This is a genomic window from Baaleninema simplex PCC 7105 (assembly GCF_000332355.1).
GTDB classification, from domain to species: domain Bacteria; phylum Cyanobacteriota; class Cyanobacteriia; order Cyanobacteriales; family Geitlerinemataceae; genus Baaleninema; species Baaleninema simplex.
The window spans coordinates 301700-315727 of record NZ_KB235962.1 but is presented as its reverse complement, the minus strand read 5'-3'; the positions used below and the strand labels follow the sequence as shown (position 1 = coordinate 315727).

The window sequence follows — 14028 nt, the reverse complement described above, 5'->3', positions numbered from 1 at the left end:
AGGTCACGCACCCTACGACTCACTGGTAACTGAAACACTGTTGACTGTTGACTGTTGACTGTTGACTGTAAAACGCGCACCTACGACTGTCGAAACCCTGGGTCTTCTAAGCCGAGTTCGGCGAAAGCGGCTAGACGCAAGCGACAGGAATCGCAGATACCGCAAGGGCGATCGCCTCCTGCGTAGCATGACCAGGTTTTTTCCCAAGGGACGCCGAGGCTGTTACCGAGTTGAATAATTTCGGTTTTTTTCAGTTGAATCAGCGGGGTTTCGATCGCGATCGAAGTTCCTTCGCGCCCCTGTTTCGTTCCCAAACGAAACGCTTCTTGCATCGCAGCGATATAATCTGGGCGACAGTCGGGATAGCCGGAGTAATCCAGGGCGTTGACACCGATGTAAATGCGTTCTGCCTCGAGGACTTCGGCGTAGGCGAGAGCAAAACTGAGAAAAATGGTGTTGCGGGCGGGAACGTAGGTAATCGGGATATCTTGTCCCATGTCCTCGAGCGATCGCGACTCGGGAAGATCGAGACTTGCATCCGTCAACGCAGAACCCCCCCACCGCGTTAAGTCGAAGCGGACGATTTGATGGTCTTTCACCCCGGCGGCTTCCGCGATCGCGCCAGCGGCCTCGAGTTCGCGACGGTGGCGTTGCTGGTAGTCGAAGGATATGGCGTAACAGTCGAATCCGTCCGCGCGGGCTTGGTAGAGAACAGTGGAGGAATCGAGACCTCCCGATAGCAATACAACAGCTTTTTGGGTCATCGATAAATTTTGAAGGTTAGAGAGAGCAGAGTGAGGTTTTCGATCGAACGAGTGCGAAACTTCCGAGCGATCGCGGATCGATACCGCTGAATTCACGCAGGTTTTAAGATAGCGAGGGAAAGCCAGGAGATGCAACGGGACAGCAGAGCGATCGCCGAAATCGTCCGTCACATTTTCGATCGAACGAACACCGATACAGAACGACGAGAAACGTTACAAAACGTGATGAACTTCGTTGAAGAAAACGCGATCGCCAAACCGCTGAAATCGTCCCGTTTACCATAGGTTGCAAACAGCTTTTCTCGAAGCGTTTTCGCCCTCGAGCCGGGGCGATCGCCTCCCAGAAAACCGCCCGAATTGGGGTCGGTTATCGCAACGATTTTTCATATTTCTAAGAGTCAAACCTCGTTACCCTAGAAATAGATACAAAAAGACGGAGATCGCGATGACTGCGTTTATGGGTTCGGGACACCAACGTCCCTCATGGCAAACCGTTCTTTCCGTCGTTCTCGCCCTGTGGTTTGGCGGTAGCCTCGTCCTAGACTTAGTCGTCATGCCAAGTTTGTACGCAATGGGTATGATGACAGAACCCGGATTCGCCTCCGTGGGATATCTAACGTTCGAGCGATTCAATCACCTCGAATTAATATTTGCGGGATTAGCCCTAACCAGCGTGTTGGTTTTAAACCAAACGCGGCACTTTTTCGGCACTCAAACGCGCAAAGCCATTATCCTTTCAATTTTGTTGTTAGGCGTCGCCCTAACCTATACCTATTTCTTTACGCCGCAGATGAGTGCGCTAGGGGTACAGTTAAACCCGCTCGATCCCACTGTAGAAATTCCGACAGCAATGGCGTCGATGCACCAAGGGTACTGGATTTTAGAACTGCTCAAACTCGCGTCAGTGTGGATTTTAATGCGGCTTTGCTGCCGTCAAAACCCCGCCGCGAGCCGTTAACTCCCAACCAATCTCGATAATCTCGATACGAGAGAGATCTCGACACGAACCCCGTAGCGGCGCTGTATACCGTTGTATGCAACGCCACTGCGGAATTTTTGTGATGGCGTCGATCGCAGTCTGAGTTTTTGGTAAACCTGGCATAGTTTGCTATAATATTAAGTTCGCAAAAAATCGTCTGGGGGATACGAAAGCTATGGCCATCATTGCATTACGAGGTTGGTACATCGAAAAATACGAACCGATTCGAGAACTGAGAAAACGCCCCCACGACATTCGCTTGAGCAAAAACAGCCTGCTGAAATCGGGCTTGCGAGCAGACTTCCTCGAAGAAAGCGCCGAAATCGAGCAAACCGAGTGGTTTAACCGCTATTTAGCCGGGGAACGGGTGGAATTTTACATCGACGGAAGTGGAGGGTACGCCATTTCTAACATCGATCTGAGCAGTCACGAAATTTACTTCACCAAACACGACGTTCTCGCCCATCTCGAGCCGAAAATTTTCCTATCTCGTCAAAGTGCTTATCCCCAAGCCAGCGAGCAGTTACAAGAGCGTCTCGAACAGTTTTTAACCGACTTCAACCGGCGATCGCGCGTTCCCTTAACCCTCGAACTATCCCAACGTCCCCTCGAAGGAGCGATCCGTCTGAGCGCCCATCAACTGCGACAAATCCGCAAAAGTCTGCTCGTCGTCGCCGACACCACCCCCTTAGCCGCAACGGGAGGCGACGAAGCGCAGTTGTTACCGAGTCCCAACGTCTGCATCGAACTCGGTTACGCCTTACAAAGCAAACCCGTCGAGCATATTCTCCTCGCTCGCCAGAACCGCCGCGACCTCTCGGGTCGATTTCCGTTCGACTTACCCACGTACCAACAGCTCGAATTCAGCGACGAGGCCGGACTCGAGCGTGCGTTACCGACCGTGATGGAAACGATGTTACAGCGATTCCGTTTGGTATCCTAGTTTGGAATGCGATCGCGACGTCGAGACAGCCACGACCCCAGGCGTCACGGCGTTTTCCCACCCACGCGATCGCAGAGCGCACCCTATTTTTATCACGATCTCAACTATGCCCAAACCTAGCGAATACGCCGTTCACCTGTTCTTAATCGGCGGACAACGAGAAGAAGTGCGGTTTCCCACCATCGAAGACTTTCAAAAATGGTACGGTAGCGAGCTGAAACCGAAAGCCCAATCCGACGATTTCATTAACATTCCCCTCAAAAACATTCAGGGAGAGTATATGGTCGCCCGTCCGTCGAGCATCGTGGCTATCCGTCTCGAACCCGTCTACGTCTCCAGTGTCGATCGGTTTTGACGCGGGTTTGACGCCGGGGCGATCGAAGGAAAAAAACAAACGACCCGCAAACGATTAAAAAATCAAATTAATTGAAATTCAACCGTCTCAACCCCTGCAATCGCGCGTTTTTTTCTCGTTTTTTACCCTTCTCTCTCCACAGACAGAGGCATCGTATCGATCGAGTTATGTTATTCTGTTCTGACTTGTCTTTGACGAGTCAGACAGTCTGTATTTGTACCAATTTTTCCGAAAACAGTTTACGCTAACAAAAAAAGGTGACGGTCGCGTGCGGCAGGTCGCCCCGTTCGATATAGTCTCGCTCGAAGAACGACCCGAGCATCAACGCCACGGGAAACTTTCGAGTCGAGCGATCGTGCGGATGGTAGCTGACGTTTCAGCCTTATGGACGCATCCTTTGAGATTACGCTTCTAATCGTCCTGACCGTAACAGCCGGGATCGGGTCGCAAGTCCTCGCCGAATATTTTAAAGTTCCCGGCATTGTCTTTCTGCTCGTATTCGGCATTCTCCTCGGACCGAGCGGTTTGCACTGGGTCAATCCGACCTTGCTCGGTAACGGACTCGAAGTCATCGTTTCCCTTTCGGTGGCCTTGATCCTGTTTGAAGGGGGATTGAGCTTAGAGTTACGGGATCTAGGGCGCGTGTCGGGGAGCCTACGCAACCTCGTAACCTTCGGCACGCTGATCGCCTTTATCGGCGGGGGAATGGCCGCCCACGGCTTGGCAGAATTCCCCTGGCCGATCGCCTTTCTCTACGCCGCCCTAGTCGTCGTCACCGGGCCGACTGTCGTGACGCCGCTTCTCAAACAAGTCCGGGTCGATCGACAAGTCGCAACCCTCCTCGAAGGCGAAGGTGTCCTCATCGATCCTGTCGGTGCTATCCTCGCCGTTTTAGTCCTAGACATCGTTCTCAACGGAGATGCCGATCCCCTCGGCGTCCTCAGCGGCTTGTTGCTGCGCTTGGGCATTGGCGTCGCACTCGGAGCGGGCGGTGGTTGGCTGCTCAGCGAGTTCATTACCCGCGCCAACTTCCTCTCCGAAGAACTCAAAAACCTCATCGTCCTGGCCGGCGTTTGGTTTCTCTTCGTTCTGTCTCAGTTCCTCGTCAGCGAGTCGGGGTTGATGGCCACCGTCGTCGCCGGAATGGTCATGCGGGCGTCTTCCTTGCCCGAAGAACGGATGCTGAGGCGCTTTAAAAGTCAGCTGACGGTTTTAGCCGTGTCAGTGCTGTTCGTCCTCCTGGCCGCCGACCTATCTATTCCCAGTTTGTTCGCCCTGGGGTGGGGCAGCTTGGGAACCGTGGCCGTGTTGATGTTCGTGGTGCGTCCCCTCAACGTCTGGATTTGCACCGGCAACAGCAACATGGATTGGCGTCAAAAACTTTTCGTGAGCTGGATCGCGCCGAAAGGCATCGTTTCGGCTTCCGTGGCTTCTCTGTTTTCGATTCTGTTGACCGATCGCGGCATTAACGGGGGCGACGCCATTAAAGCCTTAGTGTTCCTAACGATTATTATCACGGTGCTGTTACAGGGACTGACCGCCAAATGGGTGGTGCGCTGGCTGGGTCTCGAATCGACGACGGCCACCGGTTTGTTGATCGTGGGATCGAATCCCCTCAGCCGCCTCATCGCGCGGTTGTTCCAAGAACGGGGCGAGGCGGTTGCCTTGGTCGATACCGATCCAGAAGCCTGTCGGGAAGCCGAACGGGAGGATTTGAAGGTCTTTCTCAGCAGTGCGTTGGATACGGAAGTGTTAGAAGAAGCCGGACTCGAATCGATGGGAACTTTCTTGACGATGACCAGTAACGGAGAAGTCAATACCGTTTTGGCACAACGGGCGATGGAAGAGTTCGAGCCGCCCCGGACGTTGGCGTTGTTACCGCGAGACAAATCTAGCGCGCCCGCCAACAAGGTGAAAATCAAACAAGCGATGATGCCCGAGTTCCCGTTGAAAATGTGGAACCAGTACCTCAAGGAAGGGGAAGTGAAGCTCGGGGAAACCGTTTTAGAAGAACCGGGCGTGGCGTTCCAGAAAGCCCATTTACAGGCGTTAATTCGTTCTGGGGAACTGGTGCCACTGTTGCGAGAGCGCGATCGCCAGCTTCAGGTGCTTTCGACCTCCGATACGTGGGAAACCGGCGATCGCATTATCTATTTGCTGCACGCCCCCAAACCGAAACTGCTCAAACGCCTCTCCGGTGCGAACAGTTCCCACTTGAAAGTCGAAAAACTGCCGGAAGTCGAAGAGGTGGCCGTCCCGACAACGGTGCGCGATCGCGCCGAACTGGCCGAAGACGGCGAAGCCAAAGTTATTCCCCGTCCGGCAAAATCCGAAACCTCAACCGCCGAAACCCCAACCTCAACGCCCGACAAAACGGTCGATCGCAGCGATACAAACCACTCACCGCCCGAGGTCGGTTTGAACCGGCGCGAACCCTAACGTTAAAATCGACGGGTTGAGACCGAGGAGCGAGACCGTGACCCCTATTCCCGAGCGTCCGCCTGCTGTAGACGTGACCCCCGCTATTTACGATCGCATGATGGCTAGAGTTCCAGACGACTGGAAAGCTCGCTTTCGCGATCCCCTCACTTGGGACGACAGTATGCGCGAACAGGTCGCTTCAGTGTTGCTACCCTGCGCCGTAGACGAAGCGATCGCGCAATCGAAACGCCGAGGCGATCGCGGTCTCGTTCTCTACGACCAAAAAGACGTCGAAACCATCATTTACTACATCGCCCAGGACCACAGCGACACGGTTCTGTGGATGGCAGACTCAGCCACGAAAAAAAACGTGGCCGAATTAGTCCGCACCTACAACCCCGAAACCGAAGCCGTCATCGTCATCGCCAGTTCCTCCAGCGTTCAGGCGATGTGGGTGCGCGAAGACGGAACCATCCAAACGGACGGAGCGCAAGCCGCAAACTCCCTCCCCGTCTCGCTTCCCGACGGCGTCACCGTCTCCACCGAAGAAGCCGAAGGCGTCTATTCCTATCGCTTTTCCCACGTGCGACTCGGAGATTTAGGTCGAATTCGCTTGGTTCCCGACGCCGAATCCGGACTGTCTTTTAAAACGGAAACGACCTCGGGCGACACCGAAGCCGAAACGCAACAAAAACAAGAGTTGTTCGCACCGCTGGCCCGTACCATTGTCGAACGTCTAGAAGCAGCGCTGCAACAGAAGTAAACCAGCAGAAACCCGACAAAATCACTATGAAGGTCGTCGTTATTGGAAGCGGCTTGGGAGGACTCTCAGCCGCCATTCGCCTGCAAGCTGCCGGATGTTCGGTGACTGTGGTAGACAAACGCAGTCAACCCGGCGGTCGGGCGGTCGTTTACCAGCAAGACGGCTTTACCTTCGATGCCGGGCCGACCATCGTGACCGTCCCGAACTTAATTCGGGAACTGTTCGAGGTGGCGGGGAAAAACATCGACGATTACGTGAAATTAGTCCGGCTCGATCCGTTCTATAACGTCCGGTTTCCCGACGGTTCGATCTTTCGCTACAACAGCGATCGCGAAGCGCTCCTCGAACAAATTCGCCAGTTTAAACCCAGCGACGAAAAAGGCTATCTTCGCTTCAGCCAAGCCGCTTCGGACATTTTCGAGGCGGGATTGCCCCTGATGGAACGACCGTTTCTGAGTTTCCTCGATATGTTGCGCGTCGCCCCGGACATGGTGCGCTTGCAAACCTATCGATCGGTTACGAGTTTGGTGAATCGCTATCTCAAAGATCCCCGCTTGCGCCAAGCCTTTAGCTTTCACCCATTGCTGATCGGGGGCAATCCCTTTCAAAGCCCCTCGGTTTACGCCATGATTCACCGCCTCGAACAAGAGTTCGGGGTGTGGTTTCCCCTCGGAGGAACGGGGGCGCTGGTGCAGGCGTTGGTGACGCTATTTCGCCAGTTACACGGGACGCTGCGACAAAAATCTCCCGTCGAAGCCATTACCATCGACCCCGATACGGAACGCGCGACGGGGGTGCGGTTGACCGACGGTGAGGTGTTGGCCGCCGACGCGGTGGTGAGTAACGCCGACGTCGCCCACACCTATTTACATTTAGTTCCGCCGAGGTTCCGGCGTCCCCAGTTGCGCCGCCTGCGCTATTCGATGTCGCTGTTCGTGTTGTATTTCGGCACCGACCGACAATACCCCGACATGGCGCATCACGAGATTCTCATGGGACCGCGCTATCGAACGTTGATGGACGATATTTTTCAACATCACCATTTGGCGGAGGATTTCGCGCTGTACCTCCACCACCCGACCGCGACCGATCCCAGTCTCGCGCCGCCGGGATGCGATAGTTGGTACGTGCTGTCTCCCGTGCCGAATTTGGCCGGAGATATCGACTGGAAAACTGTGGCGTCGAGATATCGCGATCGCATCGTGGAGTTTCTCGAACGTCACTATCTGCCCAATTTATCGAAACACATCGTCACGGAACGATTTATCGATCCCCGTCATTTCCGCACGACACTCAACAGCCATCTCGGAAGTGCCTTTTCCGTCGAACCGACTTTGTTTCAGTCGGCCTGGTTCCGCCCCCACAACCGCAGCGAAGCCATTCCGAATTTATATTTAGTGGGTGCGGGAACCCATCCCGGCGCGGGAATCCCCGGCGTATTGAATTCCGGCAAAATCGCCGCCGATTTGATTTTAAACAATGGATAGTTGAGTGAATTCCTTCTCTCTCTCCCCCTCTCCCCCTCTCCCTCTCTCCCCCTCTTCCCCTCTCCCCCTCTCCCCCTCTCCCTCTCTCCCCCTCTCCCCCTCTTCCCTGCGCCTCATCTCCTCATCCCAAACGGCCGTGCAGCTTGAATCCACTCGAGGACTTGACCTCGAGGCGGACATAAATCTTTACGCTGCATTGTCGCGACGTGAAGGCGTTGAATTTGGGGATAGAGTTTGTGTATGGGGGTTTGGCTGAGTTGGGCGGCGGAGATGATGCCACAATGGAGGAGCAGGCCGCAATACTGACAGCCGACGCCAGGGACTCGCGCGAGATCGGATAAAGCGACCCATTTGCGGACGTAGTGGGTGGAAATGCCTAATTGGGTGGCTAGGGCTTGGGTGCGATCGCCCCGACCCGTTCGGTCGAGCAGTTCGAGGGTGGTGCGAACGCCCAGACGCTCGAGTGCTTGGCAGTCTTCGCGTCGCAAACCGGGCAGGCGATCGAGCGGCCAGTTTTGAGGCGATCGCCTTTTGGAATCGCCCTTGCGAGAATCTGGGGTGTCGGACATCAGACCTAAAATGAAAATCGATCGACCGTCAAACCTCCAAAATAACATAAATTTTTAGGTCTTTCGAGCCAAAACTCGCGTGGAAATTCGATCTGAGACGGGTCTCAAACTCTCCACATCTTCGAGAGACTGAAATTCTTTTTTGACAAGCTATAGCAACCCTAAATCAGTTGTGTAACAAAATTGAAACAAAAAGGGAATCGGGAACGGGAAACTGGGAACGGGAAACTGGGAATCAGATTTTTTCTGGTGTTTTAATTTTTGACGACTCATTTGGGACTGCTATATGCTATAACGCGTAAGCCGTTCGATTTTCGACCGTCAAAGAACAACAGGAAAAAAATATCGGTTCGTTCGATCGCTTGTCCGAAGAGAAAATTTCTAAGTTTTTCCAAAAAGCACGTTGTTTTTCACCGATCTCAATCAGTTTACTGGAAATATAGAAAAAATTAAATTTTACAAAAAAGTGATTCGATCGCGTTAAATTTTAGCTAGAGTAAAAGGTTTTAAAACAAGTATTGTCGAATTCACCCAACGGTCAGCCCGAAAAAATTGTCGAAAATCGATTTGATTTGCTACAAAAAAATAACACTCGTTCGCGAAGCTCAACTCAGAATTTTGTCATCGGAGTTCGATACCATGTCCGAAAAACCTCAAATACCCTCGGCTAGCGTCAAGGCATCAGGAAGCCACAAACCTCCCCCACCGCCACCTCCCAAGCAGCGAAGTACCAGTGCGTCCAAAGTGGCCGATCCGAATACCTCGGTAAAAAAACTCGTCAAACAGGCGTTCGATCGTAACGCGTCCGACGTTCACATCCGCGTGGGAGAACTGCCGCGATTTCGCATTCGCGGAAAAATGGAAGAACTCGATCGCGCGGTGAAGGTGACGCCGGCGATTTTCGAGCAATATCTGACTGAAATTCTCACCTCCGAACAACGCAAACAGTTCGCCAAAGAAAAAGAACTCGATACCGCCGTATTTTACCCAGGACTCGTGCGCTGTCGGGTGAACTGTTTCGATTCTCTAACGGGTGGGGCGATGGTATTGCGCCTGATTACCCTCGACGTTCCCACCATCGACAAGCTGCACCTGCCGCAAGTTCTCAAAAAAATCGTCGGATACTCCCAAGGATTGGTTCTCGTGACGGGGCCGACCGGGTCGGGAAAATCGACGACAATGGCAGCGATGCTAGACCATTTAAACGAAACATCTCACGAACACATCGTCACCATCGAAGACCCTATCGAATTCGTCCATTCCTCGAAAAAGTGCCTCATCAGCCAGCGGGAAGTGGGACTGCATACCCTCGAATTCCACCAAGCCTTGCGAGCTGTGTTGCGGGAAGATCCCGACGTCATCCTCATTGGTGAAATGCGCGATCGCATCACCATCAACACCGCCCTACAAGCCGCCCAAACCGGACACCTGGTTCTGGGAACCCTCCACACCCGCAACGCCATTGACTCCGTCAACCGCCTGTTGAACCTGTACCCCCCCGACGAACAACCCATCATGCGGGTGCAGCTCGTCGAGTCGTTGGTGGCGGTGGTGGCGCAACTGCTCCTTCCGACGACCGATCGCAAGCGAGTCGCCGTTCACGACATCCTCATCAACACCGCAGCGATGAAAGATTTCTTAATGCGGGGCGAAGAAGACGAAGCCTTCCACCTAATGAAAACCGACACCATGGAAGGAATGCAGATTCTCAACCAAGCCCTCTACAAAGAAATTCTCGACGGACGCATCACCATCGAAGACGCCCAAAAAGTCTCCCCCGATCCCGGCGAACTCGATCGCCTAATGCGGACGGGAGGGTACGATGCGTCGTCTTCGCCTCGGGAGTGGACGATGCCCGAATAGTGGCTTGCAAAGACCCAGGCGTTCGACCCTGCGTTCTCGAAACGCTTCCTGAAGATACGAAACGATTTCCCACCAGCCCACGCTCGAAAGTTCTCAGCCATCGAAACTCCACTTCTCAATACCGCTATGTCTAAAGAGAGTGCCGAACAGTTTCTCGAAGATGCCCTGCATTACCCAGAAATGCGGGAGAAATTTACCGAGGTCGAAACCCCTGAAGAATTTTTACAAATTGCCCGTCAGTTGGGATACGACTTTTCGACATCCGAGTTAGAAGCCGTCGCTCACGAACACAGTCAAGGTGTGACGATGCGACGACATACTGGAATCTGGCCGTGGTTACGAAGTATCAAGTGGATCGATCGCAGTGGCTAACCCCCGGCGATCTCGATTGCGAGCGGACGGTTTTCCAGTCTGTCCGTCTCGTCTCGACGGTGTCGTAACTCCTGAACTAGACTGGACTTAGCCGCTCTGTTGGTGTTGCTTGCAGCACCCACAAAACGAACGGACGGGAACGGGTTTCGTTTCGCATCCGTCGTTTATCTCATCACCCTAACTTTCCTATGGATCGCAATCGCGCTCGCTCTGTCGCCACCTTTTTCCTGACACTGTCCCTCACCGTCGCCGGTGGCCTGTCTTCTTCCGCGATCGCTCAATTTTCTCCCCCCGATCGCGGTACTCCCCTTGCCGCAGATGGAGGTGCCGCTCGTTTTGCTCCCCCCAATCGCGGCGCTCCCGAATCTGCCGACGGTGGGGCGACACGACAGGGTAATTGCATCAGTATCACGCCCTTGATCCCCACCGACGACACGGGAGAATATTACGGCTTGAGTGCTGACGGACGCCCCACCCTCTACTGGTATATCGCCAGTGCCAAAGCGGGTCTCGAAACGGCCACGATCGCCATCGAACGAGACACCCCCAACGGCCGCATCGAAACCGTCAGCGAAGTGGCGATCGTACTGCCGACCGACCTCGCCGATCGCCCCTACGTTTTACAACGATCCTGGTCTGAAGACGAGGACGCTCTAGACCCTCAAATGCCTTATCGCTGGTATCTCGAAGTACAGTGCAATCCCGCCAAACCGAACGATCCCACCACCAAACTCGTGATGGGCGGATGGCTCGAACGGGCCGACCCGTCGCCGGAACTGATCGACGCGTTATCGAACGCCTCCGATCCCCTCGAACGGGCGCAACTCTACGGCGAGGCCGGGTTCTGGTTCGACTACATGGCCAACCTGTTAGACGCTTCCCAGACGTGGAACTACCTTCTTCGAGGGTTCCAGGTGATTTCGGAAGAGTCCGAGGCGACGGTCGTAGAAAACGACCCCAACACCGAAATCGAGTTTCTCTCCGTGGTCAGTTCTTCGACGAGGGCGTTACCGGCTCAGTCTGAATCTGAGGCGCAAACCCAAAACCGGTCGAGTTCGGAGAACGAATGAAATCCCAGCTCTGGCACTGGCGAGGGGTATTTGTCATCGCGCCGATGGCAACCCTGGCGATCGTGGCATTGCGGGTTACGGGACTGTTGCAAGGGTTAGAACTAGCCGCCCTCGACGCTCTCTTTCGCGCCCGTCCCGATCGGCCGAAGGACGATCGCGTGGTCATCGTCGGGATTTCCGAGCAGGATTTACAGTACTACAGCCATCCCGTCAGCGATCGCGTCCTGGCCGAACTGCTCGAACGCATTGCCGAGGCCGAACCGCGAGCGATCGGTCTGGACATCTATCGCGATCTGCCCGTTCCCCCCTCCTATGCCAAGTTGGTCTCGATATTTCGCGATCGCCCGCAACTGCTGGCCGCCGAAGATCCTGTCGAACCGGGCTATCAACATCTCAGCAAAGTGTATCGCAACACGCCCAACCTCCTCGGGATTGCCAAAATTACGGGAGGGGTCGAGCGCGTCGATCCGCCGCCAGTTCTAGCCGAACTCGATCGCATCGCCGCCAACGATCTCGGCCGCGACGAAGACGGAAAACTGCGGCGGGCGTTTCTCTATCTGACCGATCCCGAAACGGACGAGATCGTCTTCAGCGTCGGCTTCCACCTGGCTATGCTGTACTTAAAAGCTGAAGGGATCGAACCGGAACTCACCCCCGACGATCGCCAATGGGTCAAACTCGAGGAAACGGTATTCGTGCCGATCGACCGTTATTACGGCGGTTACGTGGGGATCGATAATGCAGGTTATCAAATTCTTCTCGACTATCGGGGAGGATCGCATACGTTTCCCGCCGTCGAAGTGCGGGACGTGTTAGAAGGGCGCGTTTCCCCCGAGATGTTTCGCGATCGCGTCGTTCTCGTCGGCTCGACGGCCGAAAGCCTCAAAGACTTTTTCGATACGCCTTTTAGTGCGAAGGGTCAGGGCATTGAAAAAACAGCGGGGGTCGAGGTTCACGCGAACATCGTCAGCCAGATTCTCAGTGCGACCCTCGACGGGCAAGCGCAAATCCTCTCTTGGTCGGAACCGAAAGAGTGGGCGTGGATTTTCCTCGCTGCGATTTTGGGGGCGGGGGTCAGTTGGATTTGGCGTTACAGTAACTATTTTTGGCGCATCACCGGACAAGGTCTCGTCGGTGTCGCGTTTCTCCTCGTCGGTTACGGAGCGTTTTTACAGGGGTGGTGGATTCCCGTGGTGCCGCCGCTGTTGGCGCAAACCCTCGCCGCCATCGGCGTGACGGCTTACGTGGCACGATCGGCCGCCGATATCCGACAGACCTTCAGTCGCTATCTTACGGACGAGGTGGTGGCGACGTTGCTGGAAACCCCTGAAGGGTTGGCTATGGGAGGGGAACGTCGAGAAATTACGATTCTGACGTCGGATTTGCGCGGGTTTACCAGTATTTCCGAACGGCTTCCCCCGGAACAAGTGGTGTCGATCCTCAATATTTATCTCGAGGCCATGGCGGACGCGATTACGGCCTATCAGGGGACGATCGACGAGTTTATGGGGGACGGGATTTTGGTGCTGTTCGGCGCGCCGACGCAGCGAGAGGACGATCCCGAACGGGCGATCGCCTGTGCGCTGGCGATGCAGTTGGCCATGGACAAGGTCAACCAGGAAATGGCGAAACGCGATTTGCCGAATTTGGAAATGGGTATCGGGATCAATACGGGGGAAGTGGTCGTCGGGAATATCGGCTCGCTCAAACGGACGAAATACGGGGTCGTCGGCTCTCAGGTGAATTTGACCTATCGCATCGAGTCTTATACGGTCGGCGGGCAAATTTTGGTGACGGAATCGACGATGCGGGAAACGGGAGATATCGTTGAGGTCGAGGACGAGGAAAAGGTCTCGCCCAAGGGGGTGAAGGAACCGATGATGGTATATTCGGTCGTGGGCATCGGCGGGAAATACCAACTGCGACTCCCCGAGGAGGAAGTGGTGATGTGCGATCTGTTTCCGGCGTTGGCGGTTCGATATACGCCGTTGGCGGGAAAACATTTGAGCGATCGCACCTTGGAGGCGCAGTTGGTGAAGTTATCGCCCGGCCGCGTTCGCGTACGATCGCCCGAAGCGATGGCACCGCTGACGAATTTGCGATTTCAGTTGAAAGTCCCCGGAAAGAGCGGTGAGGCTGAGGGAGAATTTTATGCCAAGGTCGTGAAAGGGAACGGTTCGAGCGATCGCGAGTTTTGTGTTCGGTTGACCGCCGTTCCCCCGGAAGTCAAGCAGTATTTTACGACACTGTACGAGCGATCGCTGACTGCGACCGCCGCCGAACCGACCCATTCTGACACTTGAGAAGGGCAAACCTTCATCGATCGCCATTTTTTACGCGAAGGCGTACTGAGTTTGAAGGCTAAGTTCACAAAAATTTCTGAGAGGGTGACAAGGTAGACGGAAGCCAGACGGGACAATTGTTTGAGAGAATAGAGGAGTC

Annotated in this window: 13 protein-coding genes; 11 read left to right on the top strand and 2 right to left on the bottom strand. The window is 54.6% G+C overall.

The features are described from left to right. Window positions 1-80: 80 nt before the first annotated feature. Complete coding sequence (queC, locus tag GEI7105_RS0126710) at window positions 81-764, bottom strand: 7-cyano-7-deazaguanine synthase QueC (protein ID WP_026097994.1); 684 nt, start codon at window positions 762-764, stop codon at window positions 81-83. Window positions 765-893: 129 nt separating this feature from the next. Between queC and GEI7105_RS38910 the strand changes: the two genes are divergently transcribed. From GEI7105_RS38910 to GEI7105_RS0126670, 7 genes are all read left to right on the top strand, one after another. Next, window positions 894-1049, top strand: coding sequence for a hypothetical protein (locus tag GEI7105_RS38910; RefSeq protein WP_017663431.1), 156 nt, complete (start codon window positions 894-896; stop codon window positions 1047-1049). Between the two features lie 160 nt (window positions 1050-1209). After that, window positions 1210-1722, top strand: coding sequence for a DUF4149 domain-containing protein (locus GEI7105_RS0126700; protein WP_017663430.1), 513 nt, complete (start codon window positions 1210-1212; stop codon window positions 1720-1722). Between the two features lie 196 nt (window positions 1723-1918). Beyond that, window positions 1919-2686 (top strand): hypothetical protein, encoded by a 768-nt coding sequence (locus GEI7105_RS0126695; RefSeq protein ID WP_017663429.1) that lies wholly within the window; start codon window positions 1919-1921, stop codon window positions 2684-2686. Window positions 2687-2792: 106 nt separating this feature from the next. Continuing rightward, window positions 2793-3041 (top strand): hypothetical protein, encoded by a 249-nt coding sequence (locus GEI7105_RS0126690; RefSeq protein ID WP_017663428.1) that lies wholly within the window; start codon window positions 2793-2795, stop codon window positions 3039-3041. A gap of 384 nt (window positions 3042-3425) precedes the next feature. Continuing rightward, complete coding sequence (locus tag GEI7105_RS0126680; RefSeq protein ID WP_017663427.1) at window positions 3426-5480, top strand: cation:proton antiporter; 2055 nt, start codon at window positions 3426-3428, stop codon at window positions 5478-5480. Window positions 5481-5517: 37 nt separating this feature from the next. Next, the gene (locus GEI7105_RS0126675; RefSeq protein WP_144054066.1) at window positions 5518-6225 is read left to right on the top strand and encodes a hypothetical protein; all 708 of its coding nucleotides are present in this window, start codon (window positions 5518-5520) and stop codon (window positions 6223-6225) included. A gap of 26 nt (window positions 6226-6251) precedes the next feature. Next, window positions 6252-7712: a phytoene desaturase gene (locus GEI7105_RS0126670; protein WP_017663425.1), complete on the top strand. Its 1461-nt coding sequence runs from the start codon at window positions 6252-6254 to the stop codon at window positions 7710-7712. Window positions 7713-7825: 113 nt separating this feature from the next. Here GEI7105_RS0126670 and GEI7105_RS0126660 read toward each other — a convergent pair whose 3' ends face one another. Beyond that, window positions 7826-8281: a DUF4332 domain-containing protein gene (locus tag GEI7105_RS0126660; RefSeq protein ID WP_017663423.1), complete on the bottom strand. Its 456-nt coding sequence runs from the start codon at window positions 8279-8281 to the stop codon at window positions 7826-7828. 639 nt (window positions 8282-8920) lie between these two features. Here GEI7105_RS0126660 and GEI7105_RS0126645 point away from each other — a divergent pair. From GEI7105_RS0126645 to GEI7105_RS0126630, 4 genes are all read left to right on the top strand, one after another. Then, on the top strand, window positions 8921-10144 hold the full coding sequence (locus GEI7105_RS0126645; RefSeq protein ID WP_051044253.1) for a type IV pilus twitching motility protein PilT: 1224 nt from the start codon (window positions 8921-8923) through the stop codon (window positions 10142-10144). Window positions 10145-10270: 126 nt separating this feature from the next. After that, complete coding sequence (locus GEI7105_RS0126640; RefSeq protein WP_017663419.1) at window positions 10271-10516, top strand: Nif11-like leader peptide family natural product precursor; 246 nt, start codon at window positions 10271-10273, stop codon at window positions 10514-10516. A gap of 188 nt (window positions 10517-10704) precedes the next feature. Further along, entirely contained in the window at window positions 10705-11586 is an 882-nt protein-coding gene (locus GEI7105_RS0126635; protein WP_017663418.1) for a DUF928 domain-containing protein, read from the top strand. After that, complete coding sequence (locus GEI7105_RS0126630; protein WP_017663417.1) at window positions 11583-13889, top strand: CHASE2 domain-containing protein; 2307 nt, start codon at window positions 11583-11585, stop codon at window positions 13887-13889. The genes GEI7105_RS0126635 and GEI7105_RS0126630 overlap by 4 nt, the downstream gene beginning before the upstream one ends. Window positions 13890-14028: the final 139 nt, after the last annotated feature.